Origin of the sequence: Variovorax multivorans, assembly GCF_051216835.1 — a bacterium.
Taxonomy (GTDB): domain Bacteria; phylum Pseudomonadota; class Gammaproteobacteria; order Burkholderiales; family Burkholderiaceae_C; genus Variovorax.
The window spans coordinates 34,587-60,978 of the sequence record NZ_JBPJZL010000012.1 but is presented as its reverse complement, the minus strand read 5'-3'; the positions used below and the strand labels follow the sequence as shown (position 1 = coordinate 60,978).

General features: G+C 65.8%; 29 protein-coding genes. 6 read left to right on the top strand and 23 right to left on the bottom strand.

Features of this window, described 5'->3' with window-relative positions; translation table 11 throughout:
* Positions 1–177: 177 nt before the first annotated feature.
* Positions 178–504: a hypothetical protein gene (locus ACSFCA_RS27260; RefSeq protein ID WP_435461700.1), complete on the top strand. Its 327-nt coding sequence runs from the start codon at positions 178–180 to the stop codon at positions 502–504.
* 72 nt (positions 505–576) lie between these two features.
* Here the strand turns inward: ACSFCA_RS27260 and ACSFCA_RS27255 are convergent, their stop codons facing one another.
* From ACSFCA_RS27255 to ACSFCA_RS27220, 8 genes are all read right to left on the bottom strand, one after another.
* The gene (locus ACSFCA_RS27255; protein ID WP_435461699.1) at positions 577–1,080 is read right to left on the bottom strand and encodes a disulfide bond formation protein B; all 504 of its coding nucleotides are present in this window, start codon (positions 1,078–1,080) and stop codon (positions 577–579) included.
* Positions 1,077–2,174, bottom strand: coding sequence for a sulfate/molybdate ABC transporter ATP-binding protein (locus ACSFCA_RS27250; RefSeq protein ID WP_093173932.1), 1,098 nt, complete (start codon positions 2,172–2,174; stop codon positions 1,077–1,079). Before ACSFCA_RS27250 ends, ACSFCA_RS27255 begins: the two co-directional genes overlap by 4 nt.
* An 18-nt stretch (positions 2,175–2,192) precedes the next feature.
* Entirely contained in the window at positions 2,193–3,095 is a 903-nt protein-coding gene (gene cysW / locus ACSFCA_RS27245; RefSeq protein ID WP_093054633.1) for a sulfate ABC transporter permease subunit CysW, read from the bottom strand.
* Position 3,096: 1 nt separating this feature from the next.
* Positions 3,097–3,984 carry a sulfate ABC transporter permease subunit CysT gene (cysT, locus tag ACSFCA_RS27240; RefSeq protein WP_258355121.1) on the bottom strand — a complete coding sequence of 296 codons (888 nt, stop codon included), beginning with the start codon at positions 3,982–3,984 and terminating at the stop codon, positions 3,097–3,099.
* On the bottom strand, positions 3,985–5,001 hold the full coding sequence (locus tag ACSFCA_RS27235) for a sulfate ABC transporter substrate-binding protein (RefSeq protein WP_093054629.1): 1,017 nt from the start codon (positions 4,999–5,001) through the stop codon (positions 3,985–3,987).
* A complete protein-coding gene (locus tag ACSFCA_RS27230; RefSeq protein ID WP_258355122.1) occupies positions 4,998–5,573 on the bottom strand; it encodes an RBBP9/YdeN family alpha/beta hydrolase in 576 nt (191 codons plus the stop codon). The genes ACSFCA_RS27235 and ACSFCA_RS27230 overlap by 4 nt, the downstream gene beginning before the upstream one ends.
* 20 nt (positions 5,574–5,593) lie before the next feature.
* Entirely contained in the window at positions 5,594–6,235 is a 642-nt protein-coding gene (locus ACSFCA_RS27225; protein WP_093173934.1) for a peroxiredoxin, read from the bottom strand.
* A gap of 102 nt (positions 6,236–6,337) precedes the next feature.
* The gene (locus ACSFCA_RS27220) at positions 6,338–7,252 is read right to left on the bottom strand and encodes a LysR family transcriptional regulator (protein ID WP_435461698.1); all 915 of its coding nucleotides are present in this window, start codon (positions 7,250–7,252) and stop codon (positions 6,338–6,340) included.
* A 136-nt stretch (positions 7,253–7,388) separates the two neighbouring features.
* On the opposite strand from ACSFCA_RS27220, the gene ACSFCA_RS27215 reads away from it, so the two are divergent.
* Positions 7,389–8,036 carry an FMN-dependent NADH-azoreductase gene (locus ACSFCA_RS27215; RefSeq protein ID WP_435461697.1) on the top strand — a complete coding sequence of 216 codons (648 nt, stop codon included), beginning with the start codon at positions 7,389–7,391 and terminating at the stop codon, positions 8,034–8,036.
* Positions 8,037–8,107: 71 nt separating this feature from the next.
* Here the strand turns inward: ACSFCA_RS27215 and ACSFCA_RS27210 are convergent, their stop codons facing one another.
* Positions 8,108–8,662 (bottom strand): NADPH-dependent FMN reductase, encoded by a 555-nt coding sequence (locus tag ACSFCA_RS27210; protein ID WP_435461696.1) that lies wholly within the window; start codon positions 8,660–8,662, stop codon positions 8,108–8,110.
* 150 nt (positions 8,663–8,812) lie between these two features.
* On the opposite strand from ACSFCA_RS27210, the gene solA reads away from it, so the two are divergent.
* The 3 genes from solA (at position 8,813) to ACSFCA_RS27195 (ending at position 11,728) form a co-directional block, all read left to right on the top strand.
* Complete coding sequence (solA, locus tag ACSFCA_RS27205) at positions 8,813–10,054, top strand: N-methyl-L-tryptophan oxidase (RefSeq protein ID WP_435461695.1); 1,242 nt, start codon at positions 8,813–8,815, stop codon at positions 10,052–10,054.
* Between the two features lie 73 nt (positions 10,055–10,127).
* Positions 10,128–11,060: a 2-dehydropantoate 2-reductase gene (gene panE, locus ACSFCA_RS27200; protein WP_435461694.1), complete on the top strand. Its 933-nt coding sequence runs from the start codon at positions 10,128–10,130 to the stop codon at positions 11,058–11,060.
* A 5-nt stretch (positions 11,061–11,065) separates the two neighbouring features.
* Positions 11,066–11,728 (top strand): Asp/Glu/hydantoin racemase, encoded by a 663-nt coding sequence (locus tag ACSFCA_RS27195; RefSeq protein WP_435461693.1) that lies wholly within the window; start codon positions 11,066–11,068, stop codon positions 11,726–11,728.
* Here the strand turns inward: ACSFCA_RS27195 and ACSFCA_RS27190 are convergent.
* A complete protein-coding gene (locus ACSFCA_RS27190) occupies positions 11,715–13,064 on the bottom strand; it encodes an NAD(P)/FAD-dependent oxidoreductase (protein WP_435461692.1) in 1,350 nt (449 codons plus the stop codon). The two genes, ACSFCA_RS27195 and ACSFCA_RS27190, sit on opposite strands and share 14 nt — an antisense overlap.
* Before the next feature lie 111 nt (positions 13,065–13,175).
* Between ACSFCA_RS27190 and ACSFCA_RS27185 the strand changes: the two genes are divergently transcribed.
* Positions 13,176–14,171 (top strand): alpha/beta hydrolase family protein, encoded by a 996-nt coding sequence (locus ACSFCA_RS27185; protein WP_435461691.1) that lies wholly within the window; start codon positions 13,176–13,178, stop codon positions 14,169–14,171.
* On the opposite strand, the gene ACSFCA_RS27180 is transcribed toward ACSFCA_RS27185, so the two are convergent.
* From ACSFCA_RS27180 to ACSFCA_RS27120, 13 genes are all read right to left on the bottom strand, one after another.
* Positions 14,168–16,087 (bottom strand): family 2A encapsulin nanocompartment cargo protein cysteine desulfurase, encoded by a 1,920-nt coding sequence (locus ACSFCA_RS27180; protein ID WP_258355303.1) that lies wholly within the window; start codon positions 16,085–16,087, stop codon positions 14,168–14,170. The genes ACSFCA_RS27185 and ACSFCA_RS27180 overlap by 4 nt on opposite strands.
* A gap of 66 nt (positions 16,088–16,153) precedes the next feature.
* Complete coding sequence (locus tag ACSFCA_RS27175; RefSeq protein WP_093054609.1) at positions 16,154–17,086, bottom strand: family 2A encapsulin nanocompartment shell protein; 933 nt, start codon at positions 17,084–17,086, stop codon at positions 16,154–16,156.
* A 63-nt stretch (positions 17,087–17,149) separates the two neighbouring features.
* Positions 17,150–17,419 (bottom strand): helix-turn-helix domain-containing protein, encoded by a 270-nt coding sequence (locus tag ACSFCA_RS27170; RefSeq protein WP_081269389.1) that lies wholly within the window; start codon positions 17,417–17,419, stop codon positions 17,150–17,152.
* Entirely contained in the window at positions 17,416–18,333 is a 918-nt protein-coding gene (gene epsC, locus ACSFCA_RS27165; protein ID WP_258355132.1) for a serine O-acetyltransferase EpsC, read from the bottom strand. The genes ACSFCA_RS27170 and epsC overlap by 4 nt, the downstream gene beginning before the upstream one ends.
* Positions 18,334–18,370: 37 nt before the next feature.
* Positions 18,371–18,853: a rhodanese-like domain-containing protein gene (locus tag ACSFCA_RS27160; protein WP_435461690.1), complete on the bottom strand. Its 483-nt coding sequence runs from the start codon at positions 18,851–18,853 to the stop codon at positions 18,371–18,373.
* 128 nt (positions 18,854–18,981) lie between these two features.
* Positions 18,982–19,929, bottom strand: a complete 948-nt coding sequence (locus ACSFCA_RS27155) for a TauD/TfdA dioxygenase family protein (protein WP_435461689.1) — start codon at positions 19,927–19,929, stop codon at positions 18,982–18,984.
* 45 nt (positions 19,930–19,974) lie between these two features.
* On the bottom strand, positions 19,975–20,796 hold the full coding sequence (locus ACSFCA_RS27150) for an ABC transporter ATP-binding protein (RefSeq protein ID WP_435461688.1): 822 nt from the start codon (positions 20,794–20,796) through the stop codon (positions 19,975–19,977).
* A 20-nt stretch (positions 20,797–20,816) separates the two neighbouring features.
* Positions 20,817–21,608, bottom strand: coding sequence for an ABC transporter permease (locus ACSFCA_RS27145; protein ID WP_258355135.1), 792 nt, complete (start codon positions 21,606–21,608; stop codon positions 20,817–20,819).
* The gene (locus ACSFCA_RS27140; protein ID WP_258355136.1) at positions 21,608–22,447 is read right to left on the bottom strand and encodes an ABC transporter permease; all 840 of its coding nucleotides are present in this window, start codon (positions 22,445–22,447) and stop codon (positions 21,608–21,610) included. Before ACSFCA_RS27140 ends, ACSFCA_RS27145 begins: the two co-directional genes overlap by 1 nt.
* On the bottom strand, positions 22,444–23,808 hold the full coding sequence (locus ACSFCA_RS27135; protein ID WP_435461687.1) for an LLM class flavin-dependent oxidoreductase: 1,365 nt from the start codon (positions 23,806–23,808) through the stop codon (positions 22,444–22,446). The genes ACSFCA_RS27140 and ACSFCA_RS27135 overlap by 4 nt, the downstream gene beginning before the upstream one ends.
* Positions 23,805–24,902 (bottom strand): ABC transporter substrate-binding protein, encoded by a 1,098-nt coding sequence (locus ACSFCA_RS27130; RefSeq protein ID WP_435461686.1) that lies wholly within the window; start codon positions 24,900–24,902, stop codon positions 23,805–23,807. The genes ACSFCA_RS27135 and ACSFCA_RS27130 overlap by 4 nt, the downstream gene beginning before the upstream one ends.
* 199 nt (positions 24,903–25,101) lie before the next feature.
* Positions 25,102–25,668 carry a hypothetical protein gene (locus ACSFCA_RS27125; RefSeq protein ID WP_435461685.1) on the bottom strand — a complete coding sequence of 189 codons (567 nt, stop codon included), beginning with the start codon at positions 25,666–25,668 and terminating at the stop codon, positions 25,102–25,104.
* Entirely contained in the window at positions 25,665–26,327 is a 663-nt protein-coding gene (locus ACSFCA_RS27120) for a peptidoglycan recognition protein family protein (RefSeq protein ID WP_435461684.1), read from the bottom strand. Before ACSFCA_RS27120 ends, ACSFCA_RS27125 begins: the two co-directional genes overlap by 4 nt.
* Positions 26,328–26,392 lie beyond the last annotated feature (65 nt).

Sequence of the window (26,392 nt, the reverse complement as noted above, 5' to 3'; positions counted from 1 at the left end):
CCTAGCCGCGTTTACTGAAGATTCTTTAAAGGCCCACGGGCGATCGACAAACCGATTCGCAGCGTTACGAGCGCGTGACTTTCGGCACTGGTCCGACACCTTCAGGCGCCCTACATTTTTTCGGGTGCGTGGCGTGTTGCCGCGCATAAACCGATAGTTCTAGGAAGGAAAACGACCATGAAATTCAAACAGTCGAACACTTTGCGCCACGTGGCGCTGGCCGGAGCGATCACTGCAGCGATGGCCTTCAGCGGCGCGGCCGGTGCCACCAACACGAAGGCGGAGACACCCGAGGCGCAGTCGCCGCTGACGTTCACCACGCCGGTGCGCAGCCCCGAAGCCAACACCCCGCTGGGCCTTGCGAGCATCAGCAGCGACATCAAGCCGACGGCGGCTCAGCCGGTGAACATGGCGATGGTCAGCAGCTGCGCCGAGCGCTGGTACTGGCGCAGCCTGCTCGAAGAAATGGGATGCGGCTTTTCGGGTCAGGGCTGGTTCAACTGACGCGAACTCGCCCTCTTGGGCACGCCGCCCGCCGTGGGGCGGCGTTGCCTCTTGCGTTGCTTCTTCCGCCTCTCAGCGTGCGCGACGCGAGCGCACTAGCAGCGTGATGAGCATCAGCGAAAGAACCGCGAACGCGATGAACGACCAGTTCGCCAGCGTCAGGCCGAACAGCGACCAGTCGATCTTCGAGCAGTCGCCGCCGCCGCGGAAGATCATCGGCAGCGCACGCTTCAGCGGAAAGGTCTCGATCATCCCGTAGAGGTCGCGTCCGCAGGACACGACTTCGGGCGGATACCACTGCAGCCAGCTTTGCGAGGCCGCCGTGTAGGCACCGCCCACCGCGGCCACCAACGCCAGCAATCCGCCCACGACCCGAAGGCCTACGTTGCGGAACGCCCCGGCCAGCCCGGTGAAGATTGCCACCAGCACCAGCGCATACCGCTGCACGATGCACATGGGACAGGGTTCGAGCCCGACCACGTGCTGCAGGTAGAGCCCGAAGGCCAGCATGAGAACGCAGGCCAGGCAGATCAGCCCAAACGCGCGGCGCGGCGCGCCGAAGTACCAATCGATCAAGGAGATACCCAATCTTCTTCTACGAACACCCTGGCCTTGCGCGGGTTGGCGACGACGGTGTCGCCTTCCTTCAAGCCCAGGTCACGGAACTGTTGCGCAGGGAGTTGCGCCTCGATGATGGTTCCGGAGCCCGGATTATCTGGATTCGATTCGGTGGGCTCAAGTTCCAGCCGTGCGATGGGTCCGACCACGATTGCGCGCGACAGCGTGGCGACGATGCCCGAGGCGCCGGCCACGTAGCGTGTCACATCGATGTCATGCGGGCGCACATAGGCGCGTGCCTTGGCGTCGCGCGCGCCGCTGTGCTCGGGTGAATCAAGGCGCATGCCGTCGAGCTGCACCGCGCCGTTGTCGGCCCGGCCGTGGAACAGATTCACGTCGCCCAGGAAGCCGTAGACGAACGGGCTGGCCGGCTGGTCCCACACTTCCTGCGGCGAGCCGACCTGCTCGATCTGTCCCTTGTTGATGACCACCACGCGGTCGGCCACTTCGAGCGCTTCTTCCTGGTCGTGCGTGACGAAGATCGAGGTCACGTGCAGTTCGTCGTGCAGCCGGCGCAGCCAGCGGCGCAGTTCCTTGCGCACCTTGGCGTCGAGCGCGCCGAAAGGCTCGTCGAGCAGCAGCACCTTGGGCTCCACCGCCAGCGCACGGGCCAGCGCAATGCGCTGCCGCTGGCCACCCGAAAGCTGCGACGGATATCGGTCGGCCAGCCAGTCGAGCTGCACCAGCTTGAGCAGGTCGGTCACCTTCTGCCTGATCTGCGCGTCGCTCGGGCGCTCCTTGCGCGGCTTCACGCGCAGGCCGAAGGCCACGTTCTCGAACACGGTCATGTGACGGAACAATGCGTAGTGCTGGAACACGAAGCCCACCTGCCGCTCGCGCACGTGCACGTCGGTGGTGTCTTCGCCCGAGAAAAGAATACTGCCGGCGTCGGCCGTCTCCAGCCCCGCGATGATGCGCAGCAGCGTGGTCTTGCCGCAGCCCGAGGGCCCGAGCAACGCGACCAGTTCGCCCGACTCCACGTCGAGGTTCACGTCGCGCAGCGCGCGGAAGTCGCCGAACTGCTTGCTGATGTTGCGGATTTCGATGCTCATGATCTTGTTCTTTCTCTCTCAGGCCGCCGCAGCTTCGGGGGGACGCTCGGGGGGCAGTTCGGCAATGGCCTTCATCTCGCGCTCGTGGCGCCATTCGATCACCGACTTGATCACCAGCGTGACCAGCGCCAGGATGGCCAGTAGCGAGGCCACGGCAAACGCGGCCACAGACTGGTATTCGTTGTAGAGCACTTCCACGTGCAGCGGCATGGTGTTGGTCTGGCCGCGAATGTGCCCCGACACCACCGACACCGCGCCGAATTCGCCCATGGCGCGCGCGTTGCACAGGATCACGCCGTACAGCAGGCCCCACTTGATGTTGGGCAGTGTCACGCGCCAGAAGGTCTGCCAGCCGGTCGCGCCGAGCACGATGGCGGCCTGCTCCTCGTCGGTGCCCTGCGCCTGCATCAGCGGCACGAGTTCGCGCGCGATGAACGGGAAAGTCACGAACACGGTTGCCAGCACGATGCCCGGCACGGCAAAGATGATCTTGATGTCGTGCTCCGCCAGCCACGGACCGAGCCAGCCCTGCGCGCCGAACACCAGCACGTAGATCAGGCCCGCCACCACCGGCGACACCGCGAACGGCAGGTCGACCAGCGTGGTGAGAAATGCCTTGCCGCGAAACTCGAACTTGGCAATGGCCCAGGCCGCGGCCACGCCGAATACGAGGTTCATCGGCACCGCGATGGCGGCAGTGATCAGCGTGAGGCGAATCGCACTCCAGGCGTCGGGCTCTTTCAGCGCGTCGAGATACGCGCCCACGCCCTTGCGCAGCGCCTCGGTCGCAACAGCGGCCAGCGGCAGCACGAGAAACAGGAACATGAACGCGAGCGCAATGCCAATCAGCGTCCAGCGCACCCAGGCAGATTCAGTAGTGCCGGCCTGCGCGCGGCGAATGACTTTGGAAGGTGCACTCATGTCAGGCTCCTGCGCGGCGACGCTGCCATGCCTGCAGGCCATTGATGACCAGCAGCAGCAGGAACGAAATGACCAGCATCACCAGCGCGACCGCCGTGGCGCCCGCGTAGTCGTACTGCTCCAGCTTGCCGATGATGATCAGCGGCGTGATCTCCGAGATCATCGGCATGTTGCCGGCGATGAAGATCACCGAGCCGTACTCGCCGATGGCGCGCGCAAAGGCCATGGCAAAGCCGGTAAGCAACGCAGGCGCAATCGACGGAAAGATCACCTTGGTGAAGGTCTGAAGCCGCGTCGCGCCGAGCGAAGTGGCGGCTTCTTCCAGCTCTTTCTCGGCGTCTTCGAGCACCGGCTGCACCGTGCGCACCACGAAGGGCAGCCCGATGAAGATCAGCGCAATCACGATGCCCGCCGGCGTGAATGCCAGCTTGATGCCGTGCGGTTCGAGCAGTTGCCCGACCCAGCCGTTGCCCGCGAGCAGCGCGGTCAGCGAGATACCCGCCACCGCCGTCGGCAGCGCGAACGGCAGGTCGACCAGCGCATCGACGATGCGCTTGCCCGGAAACTTGTAGCGCACCAGCACCCAGGCCACCAGCAGGCCGAATACCGCGTTCACCACGGCCGCGATCAGCGAGGCGCCGAAGGTCAGCCGATACGAAGCCATCACGCGCGGGGCAGTCACGGCCACCCAGAACTGATCCCAGGTCAACGTGAAGGTCCTGAAGACCAGCGCCGACAGCGGGATCAGCACGATCAGGCTGAGGTAAAGAATCGAGAAGCCGAGCGTGATGTGGAAACCCGGCAGCACGCGCTTGGCGCCCCCTGCCCGGTTGGCACGCGAAAAAGGCGCTCCCGCGGACGGGAGCGCCGAAGAAACAGCGCCGCTCATTTACTTGCCGCCGGGCGTGTAGAGCTTGTCGAACTGACCGCCGTCGTTGAAGTGCACCTTTTGCGCTTCGCCGAGGCTGCCGAACAGCTCCTGCACCGTGAACAGTTGCAGTGGCTTGAAGGTCGAGGCGTACTTCTTGAGCACGGCCGGCGAGCGCGGACGCAGCGCGTGCTTGGCCGCGATTTCCTGCGCTTCTTCAGAGTACAGCCAGTCAAGGTAGGCCTTGGCCAGTTCGCCGGTGCCCTTCTTGGCGACGGTGCGCTCGACCACGGCCACCGGGTTCTCGGCCACGATGCTGATCGACGGGTACACCGAGTCGACCTTGCCGGTGCCGAATTCGCGGTCGATCGACACCACTTCCGATTCGAAGGTGATCAGTGCATCACCGATGTTGCGCTGCAGGAAGGCGGTGGTCGCGTCGCGGCCGCCGCGTGCCAGCACCGGCACGTTCTTGAACAGCTTGCCGACGAACTCGGCGGCCTGGGCGTCGGTGCCGCCCTTCTTCTTGATGTAGCCCCAGGCGGCCAGATAGGCATAGCGCCCATTGCCGCCGGTCTTGGGGTTGACGATCACGACCTGCACGCCCGGCTTGACCAGGTCGTCCCAGTCCTTGATGCCCTTGGGGTTGCCGTTGCGAACCAAGAACAACATGGTCGACGTGGTCGGCGATGCGTTCTCGGGGAATTTCTTGTTCCAGTCTTTCGCGACCACGCCAGCGTTGGCGAGAAAGTCGATGTCGGTCGAGGTGTTCATGGTCACCACATCGGCGTCGAGGCCGTCGGCCACCGCGCGAGCCTGCGCGCTGGAGCCGCCGTGCGACTGGTCGATCTTGACGTCCTTGCCGGTGGCCTTCTTGTAGTGCGCCACGAAGGCCGCGTTGTAGTCCTTGTAGAACTCGCGGGCCACGTCGTACGAAGCGTTCAGCAGTCCCGTACCCTGGGCAAAGGCGCTGCTGCCGGCGAGTGCGGAGGACGCCAGCGCGAGCACGGCGACGAAGGTCTTTATTCTGGAAGTCATGTGGTTGCCAAGGTTTCTGAAAATTCACGGCCCGCCGGCCAGGCGGCGGGCTCGTCGGTCAAGGACTGGAGCAGGGCAAGGCCCAGCGGCCAATCCCCATGCCCCGAGTCGACGTTGATGTGGCCCGCATTCTGCATGCGCACGAACTCGCTGCCCCAGGCGCGCGAATATGCACCAGCCAGGCGGATCGGGCAAAAGGGGTCGTTGCTGCTGGCCACCACGATGCTGCGATACGGCAGCGCGGCGTAGGGCACGGGCGCGAAGTCGGACAGCACGGCGCGACGCTCTGGGTCCGCAGGCGCCACCAGCAGCGCGCCCTGGATGCGGGCCGCAGCATCGGCGGGCAGGTGCGCCGTGGCGATGCAGCCCAGGCTGTGCGCGGCGATCACCACCGGCCCATCGCTCTCCAGCACCAGCTTCGCCAGCGTAGACACCCACGCCTCGCGCTTGGGCGAGGCCCAGTCGTCCTGCACCACCCGCGCCGCGCCCGGAATGCGCTCTTCCCACAGGCTCTGCCAGTGGCCGGGCCCGGAGTCGCGCCACCCCGGCACGATGATCACGCGAGTCTGCATGACGACGCTGCCCTGCCTGCTTACTTGTTGGGCTGCGGCGTGATGCGCAGGTAGGGGCGCACGGCCTTGAAGCCCTTGGGGAAGCGCTCCGCCAGTTCGGCCGGGTCCTGGATGGCCGGGATGATGACCACGTCGTCGCCGTCCTTCCAGTTCACGGGCGTGGCCACCTTGTGGCTGTCGGTGAGCTGCAGCGAGTCGATCACGCGCAGGATCTCGTCGAAGTTGCGGCCGGTCGACGCCGGGTAGGTGATGGTGGTGCGGATGACCTTCTTCGGGTCAATGATGAACACGCTGCGAACGGTGGCCGTGGCCGAGGCGTTCGGGTGGATCAGGTCGTACAGATCAGCCACCTTGCGGTCGGCATCCGCAATGATGGGGAAGTTGACCGTGGTGTTCTGCGTGTCGTTGATGTCGCTGATCCATTCCTTGTGCTTGGTGGCCGGATCGACGCTCAACGCGATGGGCTTCACGCCGCGCTTGGCGAATTCGCCCGACAGCGCCGCGGTCTTGCCCAGTTCGGTGGTGCACACGGGCGTGAAATCGGCGGGATGCGAGAAGAACACGACCCACGAATCGCCGGCCCACTGATGGAAGTCGATGGGGCCTTCGCTGGAATCCTGGGTGAAATTGGGGGCTGTGTCGCCGAGTCGCAGAGTAGCCATGGACGCTCCTGGATGGATGGGAGCCTCGGATTGTGCGAACCCTTGCTTCAATGCCAAACGAATATCTGCTTGTTTGGATATGACGTTTTTCGCATAACGAGCCTAGAACATCCGCATATCTTCGCTCTGGAGATGCTCCATCAGGAAGTCGATGAGCTTCCGCACAGCCGGCACCAATGCCCGCCGTGCCGGAAACACCATGTGCGCAATCACCGGTGGCGGCCCCCAACCGGGTAGCAACCGCACCAGCCGGCCGGCATCGATGTCGGCGCGGCACATGTAGTCAGGCAGCATGGTCGCGCCTACGCCACCCAGCGTGCCGAACTGCAGCGTCGCGAGGTCGTCCGCCACGTAGTGCGGTGTGTGGGAGTGCACGTAGCTCTCGCCCTTGGGGCCCTCCAGCCGCCAGTCGCTGCGCCCTTCCCCGTTGACCGACATGGCCGCCGTCGGCAGCTTGCCGAGGTCAGCTACCGTTTCGACCGGCCCGTAGCGCTCCAGCAGCGCCGGGCTCGCCACCAGCACGCCCCGGCTGTGGCCGAAGGTCTTGGCCACCAGCACCGTGCTGTCCTCGATGACCGGCCGCACGCGCAGCGCGATGTCGATGCCCTCCTCGATCAGGTCGACCGGCCGGTTGATCACCCGCATGTCGATGCGCACCGCCGGGTAACGCGCCATGAACACCGGCATCAGTTGCGCCAAGCCGCTGTGCGCGATGGTGACGGGGCAACTCAGTCGCACCAGCCCGCTGGGCTCGGTCTGCACCTGCGCCACCGCCTCTGCCGCTGCCTGCGCCGCGTCGCGCATGGCGGATGAATGCCGCAGGTAGATCTCGCCCGCCGGTGTGAGCGACAGGCGCCGGGTGCTGCGCTGCATCAGCTGCACGCCGAGCCGCTCTTCCAGGTCGGCGACGCGGCGCGAGAGGCGCGATTTGGGGATGCCGAGCGCCCGGCTGGCGGCTGCGAAGCCGCCGCGCTCGGCCACTTCGGCGAAGAAAACCATGTCGTTGAGGTCTTGCATGGTGGTGATTGTCCTGCAGATAGAACGATCTAGGCAATTTTTGGATACTTATCGATCACTCGATCCAAAAATAGAATTCTTCCATCCGCCGGCCACTTTGAGCGCCGACAGCCAACACAGAAAGTGATTGATTGAAATGAAGCTGCTCCATATTGACTCCAGCATCCTCGGCGCCCACTCGACCTCGCGCCTCCTCTCGGCCGAAGTCGTGACCGCATGGCGCGCCGCCCACCCCGACACCGTCGTCGAATACCTCGACCTGGCCGTCGACACCCCTTCGCACTTCAGCGCCGACGCGCTGGGCATCAAGACCGGTGTGCAAGCCGAGCCCACCGAAGCCCAGCAGCGTGAAAACGCCGTGTCCGAAAAGCTCGTGAGCCAGTTCCTGGCCTCGGACGTGGTCGTCATCGGCACCCCGTTCTACAACTTCTCGATCCCGACGCAACTCAAGGCCTGGATCGACCGCCTGGGACAAGTCGGCCGCACCTTCAAGTACACCGAGAAGGGCCCCGTGGGCCTGGCCGGCGGCAAGACCATCATCGTGGCCTCCAGCCGCGGCGGCGTCTATTCGACCAGCGAAGGTGGCCAGGCCATGGAACACCAGGAGAGCTACCTCAAGGCGGTCTTCGGCTTCTTCGGCATCACCGACGTGCGCGTCGTGCGCGCCGAAGGTGTGGCGATGGGCGATGAAGCCCGGAACAGCGCCCTGGCAACGGCCCGCGCCGACATCCTGGTGGCAACGGCCGAAGCCGCGAACCAGCGCGACGCTGCTATCGCTGCCTGAGTTCGCTCCGGCACCAGCAAAAAAGCCGCCCGGTGGGCGGCTTTTTTTCGTCCGGAGACGAAGCGGATCGATCAGGCCGAGTGGCTCTTCACCCAAGCTACATACTTGTCCATCCAGCCCTGCAGAAACTTCTTCGAGCCTTCGTTGCCGATGTGACCCTTGTCGTCGAACAGGTCGTCCTTGGCCTGCAGGAACACTTCCGGCGCCCCCATCGTGGGCACGTCGAGATACGCCAGGATGTTGCGCAGATGCTGCTGCGCCAGCGCGGTGCCGATGGCCCCCACCGAGACACCGACCACGCCAGCCGGCTTGCCTGCCCAGGCGCTCTGGCCATAGGGGCGCGAGGCCTGGTCGATGGCGTTCTTCAGCACGCCGGGAATCGAGCGGTTGTATTCGGGCGTAACGAACAGCAGGCCGTCAGCCGCCGCGATCTCGGTCTTCAGGCGCTTCACCGGCGCGGACTGATTGCCGTCGTCGTCCTGGTTGTACAGCGGCAGGTCGTCGATGCGCAGGGTTTCAAAGGTGAAGTCCGAGGGCGCGAGGTGCGCCAGCGCAAGGGCCAGCTTGTGGTTGAACGAATCCTTGCGCAGGCTGCCGACGATGACAGCGATCCGGGTCTGGGCCATGGGTGAAACTCCTTGAGTGAGGGGGTCGGAATGACGAACGCGATTATGCGAAGCGCTCAAGACCTTTTCGGGAAAAGTTCATGCAGAGCCGGACGAACGGCGGCAAGATAAACCGCATCCCCCAACCTCATCGAAGCGCAGGACGCTCCCGTGCCCCAGTCTCAGTCTTCTTCCTCTCCCTCATCCTCTTCCCACTACGACGTCATCGTCGTCGGCCTTGGCGCCCTCGGCGCTGCGACTCTCTACCAACTCTCGCAGCGCGGCGCGCGCGTGCTGGGCATCGACCAGTTCGCGCCGCCGCACGACCTGGGCTCCTCGCATGGCGATTCGCGCATCACGCGGCTGGCCGTCGGCGAAGGCGACGAGTACGTGCCCTTCGTCCAGCGCTCGCACGCCATCTGGCGCGAGCTCGAGGCGCGCACCGGCAAGCCGCTGATGACCACCACCGGCGGCCTGATCCTCGCGCCGCGCGACCGCGTGGCCGAGCACCACGGCAAATCCGACTTCGTGCGCCGCACCATCGCCTGCGCCGAGCGCTTCGGCATCGCGCACGAAGTGCTCGACGCAGCCGGCATCCGCGCGCGTTTTCCGCAGTTCCACCTTCAGGGCGACGAAATCGGCTATTACGAGCACGACGCCGGCTTCGTCCGGCCCGAGGATGCCATCGGCGCCCAGCTGGACGTGGCCCGCGCCTCGGGCGCTCAAACGCTCACCGGCGAGCGCGTGCAAGCCGTTGAGCCCATGGGCAATGGTGACACCGTGCGTGTGCGCACAGCCACCGCAAGCTTCACGGCCGACCGCGTCGTGGTCGCAGCCGGTGCATGGCTGCCCGAATTCCTGGGCGCGCAGGCGCGAGCCGACTGGCAAGCCGACTTCTCCGTGCACCGGCAGGTGATGCACTGGTTCGACACCGGCAGCGCCACCGCCGACTTCGCGCCCGGCCGCTTTCCCATCTTCATCTGGATGTTCGGCGACGGGCCGGAAGACTACATGTACGGCTTTCCGTCTTCCGACCCGTCGCAGCCCGCGCTCAAGGTCGCGACCGAGCAGTACGTGGCCGCCACCACGCCCGACACCATCGACCGCACCGTGGGCGCGGAAGAAACCGCCGCCATGTACCGCGACCGCGTGGCCGGCCGCTTTCCGCAGATCGGCGGCCGCGCCCTCAAGGCGCGCGCCTGCATGTACACCGTGACGCCCGACCGCCGCTTCGTGATCGACGCGCTCGACAGCCTGCCCCGCGTGCTCATCGCCTCGGCCTGTTCGGGCCACGGCTTCAAGCATTCGGCCGGGCTGGGCGAAGCCATCGCCGACCACGTGCTGGACCGCCCTAGCAAGCTCGACCTGCGGCCCTTTGCCCGCCAGCGACTGCTGGAGAAAGCGCCGGCCTGAAGCAGGCCCGGGCGATCCCGGGCATCATCGTCTTCGATCTTTTTTGGTCTGTCTGACTCAGGAGCGAAGCGCGATGAGATTTCTGGTGGTGGGTGCCGGCGCACTCGGTGGTTACTTTGGCGGACGTCTGCTGGAGGCGGGACGCGACGTCACCTTCCTGCTGCGCCAGCGCCGCGCGGCACAACTCGCGAAGACCGGGCTGGTGGTGCAGAGCCCCTTCGGCAACCTGCAGCTGCCTGCGCCAAAGCACGTGCTGGCCGAAGGCATCGACGGCCCGTATGACGTGATCGTGGTCGGCAGCAAGGCCTACGACCTCGATTCGACGATGGACTCGTTCGCGCCCGCAGTCGGCCCCGACACCGTGATCCTCCCGCTGCTCAACGGCATGAAGCACATCGACCGGCTGGCCGAACGCTTCGGCAGCGAACGTGTGCTGGGTGGCCTGTGCATGATCTCCGCCACGCTCGACGACGAAGGCCGTGTGCTGCATCTGAACGACATGCACGGCCTGAGCTACGGCGAACGCGCTGGCGGCCGCTCGGCGCGCGTCGATGCCATCGCAGCGCAGTTCGCGGGCGCGAAGTTCGACGCCACAGCCAGCGAAAACATCATGCAGGACATGTGGGAAAAGTGGGTCTTCATCGCCTCGGCGGCGGGCCTCACGAGCCTGATGCGCGCGTCCATCGGCGACATCGTGGCCGCCGGCGGGCAGGACGTGGCGCTGTCGATCTTCGACGAATGCTGCGCCATCGCCACGCACAACGGCTTCGCGCCGCGCCCCGCGGCCGTACAGCGCGGTCGCGCCATCATGACGACCGCCGGCTCGCCGATGACCGCGTCGATGTACAAGGACATGGTGCGCGGCGCGGCGGTCGAGGCCGATCACATCGTCGGCGATCTGCTGGGCCGCGCGGCTCCCGGCAACCTGCCGGTGCCCTCGGTGCTGCGCACGGCGTACGTCCACCTGAAAGCCTACGAAGCGCAGCGCGCCCGTACGGCAGCCTGAGCGTCATGCGCGGCGCGCTGGCGTTCCTGCACACGGCACAGGTGCATGTGCCGACCTTCGAGCGGCTGGTGAACGAGATGGCACCCGGCCTGCGTGTGCGACACCTCGTACAAGCAGACCTGCTGGCCGATGCGCGTGTCGTGGGCACCGACGACACAGGCCTGATCGCCCGCGTTCACCACGCCATGCGCGAAGCCGCCTCCAGCGGTGCGAAAGTCGTGGTGTGCACCTGCTCGACCATCGGTGCCATCGCAGAGCAAACACCCACGGGCGACGCGTTCAAGGCCCTGCGCATCGACCGCGCCATGGCAGACCGCGCAGTGCGCACCGGGCCGCGCGTGCTGGTCGTGGCAGCGGTCGAAAGCACGCTCGCTCCGACGAAGGCCCTGATTCTTTCTGCCGCGGCAAACGCCGGCATCGCGGTGCAGCCGAGCGCATTACTGGTCGAAGAAGCGTGGCCCCATTTCGAAGCCGGCGACAACGCGCGCTACATCGAAACCCTGGCCCGCTCGATCCGCGCCGCGGCAGGCGAGGCCGACGTCATCGTGCTGGCCCAGGCCTCGATGGCCCCTGCGGCCGCCCTGCTCGCAGACCTCGGCATCGACGTGCTCAGCAGCCCCGCGCTGGGTGCCCGACACGCCGTGGCGCTGGCCGCTAATCCGACTTGAGGATCGTCTCCCCCTTCAGCATCCCCATGTCCCGGACGTTGAAGCGGTGTCGCTTCCACCCCTCCCAGGTACGCCGCATGTGCGTAACCGAGATGAAGTAGTACAGCAACTTGAACATGCCGAGCGGCCCCCGCGTCGGCGTGCCCCGGTAGATGTCGCCGGCCAGCAGCGACATCAGCCCCTCCTTCACACGGAACGGATTGCCCGGGTGCATGAACATGTCGCGGATGGTCGGGTTGGTCACGCGGTAGATGAACCACGAGTACTCGCGCGGGCCCTTGCGCATCATGGCCTCGAAGTCCTCGCGTGCAGCCGCCAGTTCGGCCGGCCGGTCGAGCGCCTTCGCCACCAGTTCGGCGCCGTCGAAGGCGCTGTGCATTGCGAGGTACACACCCGAGGAAAACATCGGGTCGATGAAGGTGAAGGCGTCGCCCAGCAGCAGGTAGCGGTCGCCCGTGGCGTGCGTGCTCGAGTACGAGAAGTTGCCGGTGGCGTGCACCGCGTCGTCGACCAGCGTGGCGTTCTTCAGGCGCTCCACCAGCACGGGGCAGGTCGCGATCGTGTCGTAGAAGAACTCTTTCAGCGGCTTGTCGCGCGTCTTCAGGTAGTACGGCCAGCAGACTGCGCCCACGCTGGTGGTGCCGTCAGCCAGCGGAATGAACCAGAACCAGCCGTGCGGAAACCAGCAGATGCTGATGTTTCCTTCTTTCTTGCCTTCGAGGCGCTCGGCGTTCGTGAAGTGGCCGAACAGCGCGGTGCTGTTGTGGTCAGGATTCTTTTCCTTGCAGCGGAATTTGTTTGCCAGCAGCGTGTCGCGGCCGGTGGCGTCGACCACGAAGCGGGTGCGCCAGCTGCGGCGCGCGCCGTCGTCCATCTCGGCCTGCACCGTGGCGCCGTCGGCATCGAAGGCCACGTCGCGCACCTTGCAGCCTTCGATGGTCTGCGCGCCGCGCGTGGCCGCATTGCGGAACAGCAGCTCGTCGAGCTCGGAGCGGCGCACCTGCCAGGCGGAATCGAGCGACTTGTCCATGCCCTCGGCAAATTCCACATAGCTGCGGTGCTCGTGCTCGGGCGAGACGAACTCGATGCCGAACTTGGGCATGCCGATCTTGTCGACCTGGTCGCGCACGCCGAGCTTCTCGAACAGCTCGACATTCCCGGGCAACAGCGATTCGCCGATGTGAAAGCGCGGGTGGTGCGCCTTTTCGAGCAGCACCACCTTGCGGCCCTGTTGGGCTAGCAAGGCGGCGATGGTCGAGCCGGCGGGGCCACCGCCTACAACCATCACGTCGCAGGATTCGTCGGCGGTTCCGAGAGAAGCTTCTGGCAAGGACATGCGTGGACAGGCGACATTGTTAACAAAGGTCAAGCATAGCGCGCCGGCCGCCCGAAGAAAGATAGCAAAGTCGGCTAAGCGGCGCCCGCCGGGCAGCAGCACACTGCAGGCATGTCCCTCTTTCGCACCCTCTTCCTCGCCGTCTTCTGCCTTTCGGCAACGCTTGCCCAGGCCGCGGGCTTCAGCACCATCGAGATACCTGCCGACCAGAAAGGCCCGGCGCTGCACGGCGCCGTGTGGACGCCCTGCGCCGCGCCAGCTGGCGAAATCAGGCTCGGCCGCTCCACCATCTCTGGCGTACGCGACTGCCCCATCGACGGCAGCCAGCTGCCGTTGATCGTGGTGTCGCATGGGTATGGAGGCTCATTCCTCGGCCACTACGACACGGCACAGGCGCTGGCCGACGCCGGCTTCGTGGTCGCCGCCATCAGCCATTCGGACGACAACTCCCAGATCCGGGGTGGCCCGAACGACAAGATTTCGGCACTCGCAACACGCACGACCGACATCGCGCGGCTGATCGACCACATGCTTCAGCAGTGGCCCGCGCATGACAGGCTCGCCGCCGAGCAGATCGGCTTCTATGGTTTTTCAAGGGGCGGCTACACGGGCCTTGTGCTCAGCGGTGCGCGCCCGAATTTCGAGCGGCTCCCGCCCCTGCCTTCGTCCCCTTGCGCATCGGCGCCGGAAGGCCCGTTGTGTGCGCTGATGCGGCAGAGATTCCAGGAACTGCTCGCCTCGCCGCTGACCCATGACACCCGCATCAAGGCCGCCGTGATCGCCGATCCGCTCAGCATGGTCTTCGATGCCGATAGCCTGAAGAATGTGACGATCCCGATCCAGCTCTGGGCTTCCGAGTACGGCGGCGATGGCGTCACGCCCGAGAACGTGGCCGCGGTTCGCCGCAATCTGCCTGCGGCGCCCGAATGGCATGTGGCAACCGGCGCCGCGCACTTCGCTTTCCTCGCGCCGTGCTCACCGGCCATGGCCAGCGCCCTGCCCGAGATCTGCCGCGATGGGCCGGGCTTCAACCGCGTGGCGTTCCATGCCGGGTTTAACGCCGAGGTGGCTGCCTTCTTCAAGCAGCACCTGGCGCCAAAGCCCTAGCCTGCCCGCCGCTGCGACGACAGCCGCCGCACCACAGCCACCAGCCGGTCGACCTCGTCAAAGGTGTTGTAGAACGCCAGCGAAGGCCGCACCGTCGTCTCGACACCAAAGCGCCGCAGGATCGGCTGCGCGCAATGGTGACCAGTGCGCACCGCAATGCCCTCGTCGTTCAAGGCATGCCCCACCTCCTCGGTGGTGTAGCCATCGAGCACGAAGGACATCACGCTGGCCTTGTCGGCCGCCGTGCCGATCAGCCGCACACCCGGAATCGCGCCGAGCTGCTGCATTCCGTACACCAGCAGGTCGTGCTCGTAGCGCGCGATGTTCTCGATGCCGACCTTGTTGACGTAGTCGATGGCGGCACCCAGCCCCACGGCGTCGGCGATGTTGCCGGTGCCGGCCTCGAACTTGTTCGGTATCGGCTGGAACACGGTCTTCTCGAAGGTCACGTCGGCAATCATGTTGCCGCCGCCCTGCCACGGGGGCATGTCTTCGAGCACTTCGCGCTTGCCCCACACCACGCCGATGCCGGTCGGGCCGAACACCTTGTGGCCGGAGAACACGAAGAAGTCTGCACCAATGTCCTGCACGTCCACCCGCATGTGCGAGACCGACTGCGCACCGTCGACCAGCGCCTTCGCGCCCGCGCGGTGCGCCAGCTCGACGATCTCCTTCACCGGCACCACGGTGCCCAGCGCGTTCGAGACCTGCGTGACGGCGACGATCTTCGTGCGGTCGTTGAGCAGCTTGCGGTATTCATCGAGCAGCACCTGGCCCGAATCGTCCACCGGAATCACGCGCAGCTTCGCGCCCTTGGCGGCGGCGAGCTGCTGCCACGGCACGATGTTGGCGTGGTGCTCGAGGTTCGACACGATGATCTCGTCGCCCTCGCCCACGTGCTGCCCGCCCCAGCTCTTGGCCACGAGATTGATGGCCTCGGTGGTGCCGCGCACGAAGATCACCTCTTCGACTTCCGGCGCGTTGATGAACTTGCGCACGCGTTCACGCGCGCCTTCATAGGCGTCAGTCGCGCGCGCAGCCAGCTCGTGGGCTGCGCGGTGGATGTTCGAGTTCTCGTGCTCGTAGAAGTACGCAATGCGGTCGATGACCGACTGCGGCTTGTGCGTGGTGGCCGCGTTGTCGAACCACACCAGCTGCTTGCCGTTCACCCGCTCCTGCAGGATCGGGAAGTCGCGCCGCACGGCGTTGACGTCGAACGGCGGATGCTGGCCGCTGCCGGCCAGCGGCACGGCATCGGGCCCCCGCGGATCGGGCTTGGCCGGCGTGACGAAGCCGTTGGGCAGACGCACCGCATCGACGAAGTAGAACTGAGGGTTGCTCCCTCGCCCCTCTGGGGAGAGGGTTGGGGTGAGGGGTGACCCCGCGCCCTGGCTCGCCCGCAGACCCTCACCCCGGCCCTCTCCCGCAAGCGGGAGAGGGGGCAAGACCTGTGGCGGCGCAGACACGGCAGAGACCGCACCGGCCAACGGATGCCCGAAGCTGTTGCTCAGGAAGTAGAACGGCGACGCGTCCGCCTGCGGTGCCGAAGGCGCATTCACCTGCTGTGGCACGCCTTGTACCGTGCCACCCGAGCGCGGCTCGAAAGCCGGCGCCACCGAGAGCACAGTGTCCGGCACGCCATTGCCCGCCACCGCATGCGGCAGCAAGGCTGGCGCGCGGTTCGCGAGCGAAGGCAGTTGCGTGGGCGATGCCGGCAGCACGTTGGCGCCGGGAATCTGCCCCTGCGGAATCGGCGTGCCCGGCACGCTCGGCCCGAAGCCGGCAGGGCTCGCCAGCGGTGAACCCGGCGGCGCGATGTTGGCGGGAAACTGCGCGCCCGGCACCAGCCCGCTCGCCACACCGGGCAGCGACGTTGGCGGCGTGCCCGGCAGTGCAGCGAACATGGCGCTCGCCATGCGCGCGAGGATGGCCGGGTCGAACGGCGCCTCACCCGGAATCGATGGAGTGCTGCTCACCGCGGCTTACTTGTAGGTGTCGGTGTAGTCGTGGTACTTGCCGATCTCGACGTCGTCGAGCACCGCCAGAGCGTCAGTGGTCAGCACCGCGAGCGAGCAGTAAAGCGAGATCAGGTACGACGCGATCGCATGGTTGTTGATGCCCATGAAGCGCACCGACAGCCCCGGGCCCTGCTCGCCCGACAGACCGGGCTGGAACAGCCCCACCACGCCCTGGCGCTTGTCGCCCACGCGCAGCAGCAGGATCTTGCTCTTGCCATCGGCCACCGGCACCTTGTTCGACGGAATCAGCGGAATGCCGCGCCAGGTGATGAACTGCGAGCCGAACAGGCTCACGGTCGGCGGCGGCGTGCCACGGCGCGTAGCTTCGCGGCCGAAGGCGGCAATGGCCAGCGGGTGCGTGAGGAAGAACGCAGGCTCCTTCCACACCTTGGTCAGCAGCTCGTCGAGGTCGTCGGGCGTGGGCGCGCCGGTCAGCGGGAAGATGCGCTGCTCTTCCGTCACCTGGGCCAGCAGGCCGTAGTCGGGGTTGTTGATGAGCTCGCTCTCCTGGTTCTCCTTGATCGTCTCGATCGTCAGGCGCAGCTGCTCCTTGATCTGGTCGTGCGGGCTGCTGTAGAGGTCGGAGATGCGGGTGTGCACGTCGAGCACGGTGCTCACGGCATTGAGGTAGTGCTCGCGCGGGTTTTCTTCGTAGTCGACAAAGGTACGCGGGAGCTGGTTTTCTTCTTCGCGCGAGGTGCAGGTGACCTTGATCGACTCGGGGTTCTTGACCTTGTTGACGCGGTAGATGCCCGCCTCCACCGGCACCCACTGCAGCAGGTGCGTCAGCCAGCGCGGGCTGATGGTCTCGAGCTGGGGGACTGTCTTGGTGGCATTGGCTAGCTGTCTTGCGGCGTTGTCGCCAAGGGCGGTCGTACCACCAACTGTTGCGCTCATGGATCAGGGCTCCGGTGTTAAGGAAAAAGTGGCCGCCAGTGTCCGGCGGCCACGGGTTTTCCCTCAACAGGCTATAGCCGCCAAGTTGATCCTTCTTGCGAGGCGCGATTGCTCCAGTTGCTCGCAGCGCATGAGCAGGCCGACCATGTTGATGCCCAGCGCAGTCGCGAGTTTTTGCGCAGTGACGATCGACGGAATGACACGGCCACGCTCGATCTCCCCAACGTACGAGCGGTTCAGATCGGAACGCTCGGCCAGCTCTTCCTGCGACCAGCCCTTGCCCTCGCGCAGCTGGCGAATCGTCACGCCGAAGTCTTCGACAAATGCTTTCATGCTGCCCCACCCGCTTTCGGTGCGTTCTGCAGGCTGGCCTGCGTGACGCTCGCGCCTGGCGGCACGTCGTCGGTAATCCACACATTGCCGCCGATGACGGCGCCCTTGCCGAGCGTCACCCGCCCGAGAATCGTCGCGCCCGCGTAGATGACCACGTCGTCTTCCACCACCGGATGCCGCGGCAGACCCTTCTGCAGGTTGCCTTCGGTGTCGGTCGGAAAGCGCTTGGCACCGAGGGTGACGGCCTGGTACAGCCGCACGCGCTTGCCGATGACGGCCGTCTCCCCGATCACGACGCCCGTGCCGTGGTCAATGAAGAAACCCGCATCTATCTGCGCGCCCGGATGAATGTCGATGCCCGTCTGTGCATGCGAAAGTTCGGCCACGATGCGTGCCAGAAGCGGCAGGCCGAGCTTGTAGAGCTCATGTGCAAGGCGGTGATGGATCATCGCGAGCACGCCGGGGTAGCACAGCAGCACCTCGTCGACGCTGCGCGCGGCCGGGTCGCCCTGGTAGGCCGCGAGCACGTCACTGTCCAGCAGGCGGCGCAGGCCGGGCAGCGCGTTCGCGAACCGGCGAACGGCTTCGGTGGCCGCATCGTCGATCTCGCTCGCGGGGCGCGGCTGGAGGCGAGCGTTGAAGTTCAGCTCCAGCCGGGCCTGCAAGAGCAGCGCCTGCAAGGCGGCATCGAGCGTGTGGCCGACATAGAAGTCTTCGCTCTCGTGGCGCAGGTCCGGCGGGCCGAGCCGCATGGGAAAGAGCGCACCTTTCAGCGACTCGACGATCTGCGTGAGCGCATCACGCGACGGAAACTCGCGCGCACCGGGCTCGCGCGAGCGGCGCTGCGAATCGCGCCACTCGTCGCGCACGCCATGCAGCGCGCGCACGATGTCGCTTACCTCGAAATGGGCCATGTGTTTTTCTCCCGGGGAACGTCTTGTGTTGAGGGTCTCAGTCCTGCACCCACGGCAGCTTGTGGAAACGCCAGCCGTCTGCACCGCCACGGTGCTGGTGTGCGTCGATCTCGCCCTCGAAACCTTCGAGCACGTTGAAGACATTCGTGAAGCCGGCCTTGGCAGCTGCCTCGGCGGCCAGTGCGGAACGCTTGCCGCTGCGGCACAGCAGCAGCACCACTGCTTCTTTGCCGCCGTCTTTCGCCAGCTTGGCCTCCAGTTCGCGCACGAAGCGCGGGTTGCGAGTGAGCGCCGTGCCCGTGGCCCAGGCCACGTGCAGGCTGTCGGGCACGTGGCCGACGAACTTGCGCTCCTCGCCCGAGCGCACGTCGACCAGCACGGCATGGCCGTTCTGCACCAGTTCCCAGGCCACCGGTGGCGTCACGCCGCCGGCGTAGGGCCAATTGCTTTCGGCGGCCCTGGCGCGCGCCTGTTCCAGTGCTTCGGGCAAGACGAGTTCTTCTTCAACTTCCACTGACATGCTGTGCGGCTCCTGTTGTGCGTTGGATACGCCTTGATGGCGATAACCACCACTGTAGGAGCCGCACGCCGAAGCTCAAACAACTGAAAAGTCGATTCCTAACAACCATCCGATCTATAGAAACAGGCTCAGGCAGCCGCTTCCGCAGCTTCGGCAGCGCGCACGGCCGGGGCCGTCCGGTCCACGCTCGTCGCGCCATCCACGCCATAGGGCACGTCGCCCGCGATCGTCACCCGCCGCACCACGCGGTGCTGGTCGCCATAGTCGTTGATCGCGTAGTGCTGCGTGGCGCGGTTGTCCCAGATTGCCACGTCGCCCTGCGTCCAGCGCCAGCGCACCGTGTTCTCCAGGCGGTGCACATGGCTCTGCAGCACGCTCAACAGATGACCCGAGTCGTGCGTCGAATGACCGGCCAGCCTCTTCACGAAATGGCCCAGCACCAGGCTGCGCTCGCCGGTTTCGGGGTGCACGCGCACCACCGGGTGCTCGGCTTCGAGCAGGCGGCGCGTGAACACTTCCTTGTAGCGACGGGCGCCCTCGTCGTCCAGGTCAACCGGCAGGCGCGCGGCGGCGTAGTCATAGTCGTTGCCGTGGATGGCGCGCAGCCGGTCTGCCAGCCCCTTGAGGTCGTCGGGCAGGCTCTCGTAGGCGGCCACCGTGTTGGCCCAGACGGTGTCGCCGCCATAGGCCGGAATCACCACCGCGCGCAGGATCGACACCTGCGGATAGGCAACCTCGAAGGTCACATCGGTATGCCACGAATTGGCGCGACCACCGTGGCGCGAGTCGAGCTCCAGCAGCCGCGTGCCGTCTTTCGAGGGCACGGTCGGGTGCGGCACCAGTTCGCCCCACAGGCGGCCGAAGGCCTCCTGCTGCGCGTCGTCCAGATGTTGCTGGCCGCGGAAGAACAGCACCTTGTGCTTGAGCAGCGCGGCCTTGATGGCGCCGAACACCTCGGGCTGCAACGCGCCCGAAAGACGCACGCCGCGCACCTCCGCGCCAATGTGGCCGGCCTGCCGGACGATGTCGAGTTCGTTGTCCTGCGCAACGACCGGGGAAGAAAGAATGGCGCTCATCGAAGGTCCTCTTTGGTTGATGGAAGAAAGGAAAGAAACAAGGGCTCAGTAGGCAAAGCGCAGGCCGGCAGGCAAGCCACCCACCGGATACAGCGGCGCTTCGGCCGGCGGCGGCGTGCCCGCGAACTCGCGCAGCACCTCTTCCTTGACGTGGGTAAAGGCAAGGTCCACGCGGTTGCGCGGATGTGCAAGCTCCACCGGCACGATGCGGCGGATGCGCCCGGGACGCGGCTCCATCACCACCACCTTGTCGCCGAGGTACACGGCCTCCTCCACGTCGTGCGTGACGAGGATCATGGTGATGCCCTCGGCCTGCCAGATGCGGTGCAGCTCCTGCTGCAGATGCGCGCGCGTCATCGCGTCGAGCGCGCCGAAAGGCTCGTCGAGCAGCAATATCTCGGGCCGGTTCACCAGCGCCCGCGCAATCGCCACGCGCTGCGACATGCCGCCCGAGAGCTGATGCGGATAGGCACTCTCGAAGCCCTTGAGCCCGACCAGCTCGATGTGCGCCTGCACCTCCTTGCGCTTCTGCTGCGCACTGAGCCCGGCATTGAGCAGGCCCAGCGCAATGTTGTCCCGCACCGTGAGCCACGGAAACAGCCGGTGCTCCTGGAACACGATGCCGCGGTCGAGGCTGGTGCCCACGATGCGATTCCCGTCGATCAGCACCTCGCCGCGGTAGTCGGCTTCGAGGCCGACGATCAGCCGCAGCAGCGTCGACTTGCCACATCCGCTGGAGCCCACGATGCTGACGAACTCGCCCGGCGTGATGGTCAGGCTGATGTCGTCGAGCACCTTCAGCGGTGCGCCCTCGACCTCGTATTGCTTGCTGAGCTGGCGTATTTCCAGAGTGGCGGCGTGTGCCATTGCGTTGTTCTTTCTCTTGTTCAGAAGCCGGCCACGGAACGTCCGCGCCAGGCCAGCAGGCGGTTCTCGATGCGCGTGGCAATCCAGTTGAGCGTGAAGCCCACGAGCCCGACCACGATCACGCCGAAGATCACGAGGTCCATACGGAAGTGGTCGCGCCCGTCGATCATGGTGTTGCCGATGCCCTTGCCCGAGACCAGCAGGTACTCCGCCCCGAGCGTGGCAAGCCATGCGTAGATCAGCGCCAGGTGAATGCCCGCGAAGATCGACGGCGACGCGCTCGGCAGCACCACACGCGTGAACAGCTGCCAGCGGTTGAAGCGCAGCACCCGCGCCACCTCGACCAAGTCGCCCGGCACGCTGCGGATGCCTTCGAAGGTGTTGAGCACCACCGGGAAGAAGGCCGCGAGCGACAGAAAGGCCACCTTGGCCGCATCGCCCAGCCCGAACCAGACCGACAGCAGCGGAATCCATGCGAACAGCGAAATCTGCTTGAGCGTGTGGAAGCCCGGCCCCACCAGGTTCTCGAACAACCGCGACAAGCCCAGCGCCGCGCCGAACAGCAGCCCGGCGCTCGCGCCGATGGCAAAGCCCGCAAGGTCGCGCCACAGGCTGGCGGAGAGCCCTACCCACAGCTCCCCACTCGTGGCCTGCTCCACCGCCTGCTGCCAGACGCTGTCGATCGACACCAGCAGCGGCGAGCTCGACCAGCCGAAGCGGAAGGCTGCCCACCAGAGCGCCACCAGCAATGCAGGCAGCACCCAGCCGCGCAATGGTTTCGGCACGCGGCGAAAGAGGTTCCCGGCACTCATCAGAACCCCGCCCGCCGCCAACGCAGCAGCCGCGTTTCGATCAGCGCCAAGAGCTTGTCGAGCACAAAGCCAACCAGCCCCACCATTACCACCGCCGCCAGCACCACGTCGAGCTGGAACAGCTGCCGCCCGAACACGATCATGTAGCCCAGCCCTTCGCTCGACGCCAGCAGCTCGACCACCACCAGCGCGAGCCATGCATGCGTGAAGCCGTAGCGCACGCCGTTCCAGATGGGTGCTGCCGCAGCCGGGAACACCACCCGCGACAGCAGTTGCCACCGGCTGAAGCGGAACACGCGCGCCACCTCGATGTAGCGCGTTGGCACGTTCTGGATGCCCTTGTAGGTGTTGAGCGCAATGGGCACCAGCGAAGCCTTGGCGATCAGGATGATCTTGAGCGTCTCGTCGATGCCCACCAGCAGCATCAGCAACGGCAGCCATCCCAGCACCGGCACCTGCGCGAAGGCCTTGAACAGCGGATAGACGTAGTCCTTGAAGGTCGGCGACAGCCCCATCGCCGTGCCGATGAGCAAGCCGCCCACCAGCCCGACGCCAAAGCCCGCGAACACGCGCCAGAGGCTGATGCGCAGGTTGTCGAGCAATTCCCCGCTGCGCAGCGCCTCGGCGAAGGTGGCCGCCACCGCCTCGGGCGAAGGCAGCACCTGCGGCGCGATCCATTCGTTGCGCGCCGCGATGTGCCACAGCAGCAGCACGGCCAGTGGCACCGGCCAGGCCAGCAGCAGGCGCGCCGTGCCAGGCAGCCATCGGCGCCATGCCGCAAGAGGCGAAGCTCGCCCGACGACCGGAAGCGACAGCTCCGGAGGCAGCACCGCACTCATGCGGCCGCCTTGAGATCACGCGCCAGCAGATGCCGGTTCGCGGGCCGCGCAAGTCCCAGGTTCTCGCGCAGCGTGCGGCCTTCGTATTCATGGCGGAACAGGCCGCGGCGGCGCAGTTCGGGCACCACCTGCGTCACGAAGTCGTCCAGCCCGCCGGGCAAGGTCGGCGGCATGACGTTGAAGCCGTCGGCCGCCTCTTCCTCGAACCACTGCTGCAACTGGTCGGCGATCTGCGAGGCCGTGCCGTGGATCGACCAGTGCCCGCGCGCCGTGCCCACGCGCTGGTAGAGCTGGCGGATGCTCAGGCCCTCGGTGCGCGCCAGTTCGGTCACGAGCCGGAAGCGGCTCTTGGGCCCGTTCGGCTCGGACAGGTTGCCGGGCAGCGGACCGTCGACCGGGTAGCCCGTAAGGTCGATGCCACCGATCACCATCGACAGCAGCGCCACGCCCACGTCGGGCGGAATCAGCGATTGCAGCTCTTCGAGCTTTTCCTTCGCATGCTGTTCGCTCTGCCCCACCACGGGGAACACGCCCGGCAAGATCTTGAGCCCCTCGGGGTCGCGGCCATGGTGCGCCAGCTGCGCCTTCAGGCCGCGATAGAACACCTGTGCGCCCGCCAGCGACTGCTGCGCGGTGAAGATCACCTCCGCCGTCGCAGCGGCCAGCGCCTGCCCCGCTTCCGAAGCGCCGGCCTGCACCACCACCGGGTGCCCTTGCGGCGGCCGCGCGACGTTGAGCGGACCGCGCACGCGAAAGTGCTTGCCCTGGTGCGCCAACACATGCAGCCGGTCGGGGTCGAAGTATTCGCCGGCCGCCTTGTCGTGCGTGAAGGCATCGTCGTCCCACGAATCCCACAGCCCTGTCACCACATCGACGAACTCCCGCGCGCGCTCGTAACGCAGCGCGTGCTCGGGATGCCGGTCGAGATTGAAGTTCAGCGCCTCGGCCTCGTTGGACGAGGTGACGACGTTCCAGCCAGCACGCCCACCGCTCAGGTGATCGAGCGAGGCGAACTTGCGCGCCACGTGATACGGCTCGTTGTAGGTGGTCGACACCGTGGCGATCAGGCCCAGCCGCTCGGTCACGGCCGCGAGCGCCGACAGCAGCGTCAGCGGCTCGAAGCCCGAGACCCGTGCGCTGCGATGCAGGGTGCGCGACGCCGACGCGTCGCGGATGCCCACGCTGTCGGCCAGGAACACCGCGTCGAACTTAGCGCGCTCCGCCGTCTGCGCCAGCGCCTTGTAGTGCGCGAAACCGAGCCCGGCCTGCAACGGCACATCGGGGTGGCGCCATGCCGCCACATGATGGCCGGTCGCCATCAGGAAGGCGTTGAGCTTGATCTGTCGCTTGCTGCTGCTCATCGCGCCACCGCCACCTGCTTGCCGCTGACTTCGCCATTGGCCTCGTACACCGGCCAGTAGTTCTCCAGCTTCAGCTCGCGCAGCGCCGCATCGAGAAAGCTGCGGTCGAACCAGTTGTCGATCTCTGCCTTGCCGCGCACCAGCTTGAGCGCCAGCGCCTGTTCAGCCGAATCCTTGTAGCGCTGCACCAGGAACGGATCGAGCAGCGGCGACAGGCGAACGCGCAGCGGCTGGCCGATGAAGTCCTCGCGCCAGTACTTCTCGGCCACCTCGGCCTTGCCCCATTGCCTGAACACTTCGTCGCGCTGCGATTCGTCGGAGTAGCGCCGCGCCACCGTCACCAGCGACTTGACGATGCGCTGCGTGGCCTTCGGATAGCTTCGCGCGAAATCGTCCGATGCCAGCAGCACCGTCTGCCGCGTGTACTTGAATGAATCCTCGGAAGCCGAATAGATCACCTTTGCCGCGCCCTTGTCGCGCAGCACGAACAGCTCGACATAGCCGAACGCACCGTCGATGTCCCTGGTGGCCAGCGCGGCCTGCGCGCCCGGCAGGTCGAGGTTGATGAGGCGAACATCGTTCTCCTTCAGCCCGTGCGCGGCCAGCGCGCGCACGGCCGCGAGATGCAGGTTGGTGCCCTTGTAGAGCGCGATGCGCTTGCCGCGCAGGTCCTCGATGCGCTTGACTGGTGAATCCGGCGGCACCGCAAGGTAAAGGCCATTGCGCACGCCCGAGCCCGCGATGATCCGAGTCTTGACTCCGCCTGCGCGATGCACGATGGAAGGCAGGTCGCCCTGCCAGGCCAGGTCGAGCTGCTTGTTGACCAGCGCCTCGTTCACCGCCGGGCCCGCGCCCTTGAAGAACACCCACTCGATCTTCGTGCCGTCGGCCTTGAACTCTTCCTCGAGCCCACCGAAGGCATGCAGCAGCGCTGCCGAAGAACCACCGAAGCGAACCGGGTTGCCTACGCCGCCAGTGGCGACGCCGATGCGAATGGTGGCAGGCGTCTCCGCTGTATTGGCTGCCAGCAGGCGTGGTGCGGCGGCGATCAAGGGCCACGCAGCAGCGTGACGAAGAAACGAACGTTTGAGCATGAGCGGCAACCTTGGCTTCGATGAATCCAGAAGATTCTGCGAGGCGGGTGCGCGAGGCGGAAGGAAGCTGTTCGCGCTTTCTAATGCGGCGGCCGACTAAGGGCGGGGGGGTGAGGAAGGCGGTTGTTCGGCTTGAGGTCTGGACAAAAGAAAACCCGCCGAAGCGGGTTGTCAGCGAAGGACTTCGGTCTGATGAGCGTCAGGGCTTGTCGCGTTCGGCCCGCAGCCACTTCAGCCGGCGCTCCGCCTCGCCAGGAGGGATCTGGCCCTCCGCCTCCAGTCTCTTGAGTCTTCGCTCGTCCGCGCGGTCCAACGCATCCTTCAGGAGAGCCATCTTGCGCCCCCGGCAACGGCTGCACTCGTAGAAGCTTGTGGAACCCGTAACCAGTTTCATCTTTGCGTCGAACTCCGCCGTGCCGATTCGCCCGGTGGGTTCGATGCCCATGGCGAGGATTCGCCCGTTCTTAAAAGTAACGAGCGCCTCTCCTTCACATCCCGTGGCGTCCACTTTTTCTGGGTCGTAGCCTTTCCACGAAACTCTCCGCATATGCCGCAAGGCATAGCGGACATCCTCCTCCGTCAACACGACGTCGTCGCAATTCAGGAAGTCCTTGTTCTCCCAAGCAACGTTTCGGCGTGAAGGTTCTGTCACCTCTACTTTCTGCACGTAGGCGATCGGGTATCGCTTATCGGCTGCTTGTGCTGGAAATGCCGCTGCCACCACGACCAGCGCCGCAGCAGTCATGAAAGTGTTTATCTTGTTCATGGTGTCGGTGTGGAATTTTTCCAGTTCGCGCCTTGCGCCTCCGTTATGTTCTTGCTGCTGACCACAGGATGACGAAAGACTTCAGTTGGACCGATTTTTATCGAGTCTGCCAGTACGCTGACAAGCCACGAGAGAGATTGATTCTGGGCCGCGGTCGGCGCGTCGAATATGCCGTGTTCACCTCGTATTTTTTCGAGTGACCACTCGAGCTTCTTGCCAGATGGTTTGAACCCCACCGGCAACCTAGCCCTGCCAACCATCTCGATCCCGATGGCTTCCATGTTGCCCGGGTAGCGCTCGCCAGGTGGCTTGCGCATCTCGATGCGATGCATTCCCTCCGCCCCCACGTTCTTGAAATCGTCTGGGCGGCATTTCCCCGCAATCAGGCATCGCGCCTTCAACGGCCCCACATGATTCGTACGCTGATAGATCGCCGCCGTCTGATAAATGGTCCCATCCTTGTCGATAAGAAAGTGCGCGCCGTTCGCCTTCGGCTGCTTGTAGCTGTTCAATGAAGACGCCGAAGTATCGGCGTCGGTCTGGTGCACGACGATGCCGGTGATTGCTCCGACCCGTTTCCCTCGTTCAATCTGTGGGCTGCGAGCATGCCTGACTCGCGCGTGACTGATCATTCCGTGTTCGTCAATTTCAACGAGCATGGGGTTCCTCCCTGATGTGTTTGCTTGATTACCGACTCTTCGCGAGGCGTATCCGCGCATCGATG

Coding starts and splice junctions, on each gene's coding strand:
- ACSFCA_RS27260 (WP_435461700.1), top strand. CDS start 178: ATGAAATTCAAACAGTCGAACACTTTGCGCCACGTGGCGCTGGCCGGA.
- ACSFCA_RS27250 (WP_093173932.1), bottom strand. CDS start 2,174: ATGAGCATCGAAATCCGCAACATCAGCAAGCAGTTCGGCGACTTCCGC.
- cysW (WP_093054633.1), bottom strand. CDS start 3,095: ATGAGTGCACCTTCCAAAGTCATTCGCCGCGCGCAGGCCGGCACTACT.
- cysT (WP_258355121.1), bottom strand. CDS start 3,984: ATGAGCGGCGCTGTTTCTTCGGCGCTCCCGTCCGCGGGAGCGCCTTTT.
- ACSFCA_RS27235 (WP_093054629.1), bottom strand. CDS start 5,001: ATGACTTCCAGAATAAAGACCTTCGTCGCCGTGCTCGCGCTGGCGTCC.
- ACSFCA_RS27230 (WP_258355122.1), bottom strand. CDS start 5,573: ATGCAGACTCGCGTGATCATCGTGCCGGGGTGGCGCGACTCCGGGCCC.
- ACSFCA_RS27225 (WP_093173934.1), bottom strand. CDS start 6,235: ATGGCTACTCTGCGACTCGGCGACACAGCCCCCAATTTCACCCAGGAT.
- ACSFCA_RS27220 (WP_435461698.1), bottom strand. CDS start 7,252: ATGCAAGACCTCAACGACATGGTTTTCTTCGCCGAAGTGGCCGAGCGC.
- ACSFCA_RS27215 (WP_435461697.1), top strand. CDS start 7,389: ATGAAGCTGCTCCATATTGACTCCAGCATCCTCGGCGCCCACTCGACC.
- ACSFCA_RS27210 (WP_435461696.1), bottom strand. CDS start 8,662: ATGGCCCAGACCCGGATCGCTGTCATCGTCGGCAGCCTGCGCAAGGAT.
- panE (WP_435461694.1), top strand. CDS start 10,128: ATGAGATTTCTGGTGGTGGGTGCCGGCGCACTCGGTGGTTACTTTGGC.
- ACSFCA_RS27195 (WP_435461693.1), top strand. CDS start 11,066: ATGCGCGGCGCGCTGGCGTTCCTGCACACGGCACAGGTGCATGTGCCG.
- ACSFCA_RS27190 (WP_435461692.1), bottom strand. CDS start 13,064: ATGTCCTTGCCAGAAGCTTCTCTCGGAACCGCCGACGAATCCTGCGAC.
- ACSFCA_RS27185 (WP_435461691.1), top strand. CDS start 13,176: ATGTCCCTCTTTCGCACCCTCTTCCTCGCCGTCTTCTGCCTTTCGGCA.
- ACSFCA_RS27180 (WP_258355303.1), bottom strand. CDS start 16,087: ATGGCGAGCGCCATGTTCGCTGCACTGCCGGGCACGCCGCCAACGTCG.
- ACSFCA_RS27175 (WP_093054609.1), bottom strand. CDS start 17,086: ATGAGCGCAACAGTTGGTGGTACGACCGCCCTTGGCGACAACGCCGCA.
- ACSFCA_RS27170 (WP_081269389.1), bottom strand. CDS start 17,419: ATGAAAGCATTTGTCGAAGACTTCGGCGTGACGATTCGCCAGCTGCGC.
- epsC (WP_258355132.1), bottom strand. CDS start 18,333: ATGGCCCATTTCGAGGTAAGCGACATCGTGCGCGCGCTGCATGGCGTG.
- ACSFCA_RS27160 (WP_435461690.1), bottom strand. CDS start 18,853: ATGTCAGTGGAAGTTGAAGAAGAACTCGTCTTGCCCGAAGCACTGGAA.
- ACSFCA_RS27155 (WP_435461689.1), bottom strand. CDS start 19,929: ATGAGCGCCATTCTTTCTTCCCCGGTCGTTGCGCAGGACAACGAACTC.
- ACSFCA_RS27150 (WP_435461688.1), bottom strand. CDS start 20,796: ATGGCACACGCCGCCACTCTGGAAATACGCCAGCTCAGCAAGCAATAC.
- ACSFCA_RS27145 (WP_258355135.1), bottom strand. CDS start 21,608: ATGAGTGCCGGGAACCTCTTTCGCCGCGTGCCGAAACCATTGCGCGGC.
- ACSFCA_RS27140 (WP_258355136.1), bottom strand. CDS start 22,447: ATGAGTGCGGTGCTGCCTCCGGAGCTGTCGCTTCCGGTCGTCGGGCGA.
- ACSFCA_RS27135 (WP_435461687.1), bottom strand. CDS start 23,808: ATGAGCAGCAGCAAGCGACAGATCAAGCTCAACGCCTTCCTGATGGCG.
- ACSFCA_RS27130 (WP_435461686.1), bottom strand. CDS start 24,902: ATGCTCAAACGTTCGTTTCTTCGTCACGCTGCTGCGTGGCCCTTGATC.
- ACSFCA_RS27125 (WP_435461685.1), bottom strand. CDS start 25,668: ATGAACAAGATAAACACTTTCATGACTGCTGCGGCGCTGGTCGTGGTG.
- ACSFCA_RS27120 (WP_435461684.1), bottom strand. CDS start 26,327: ATGCTCGTTGAAATTGACGAACACGGAATGATCAGTCACGCGCGAGTC.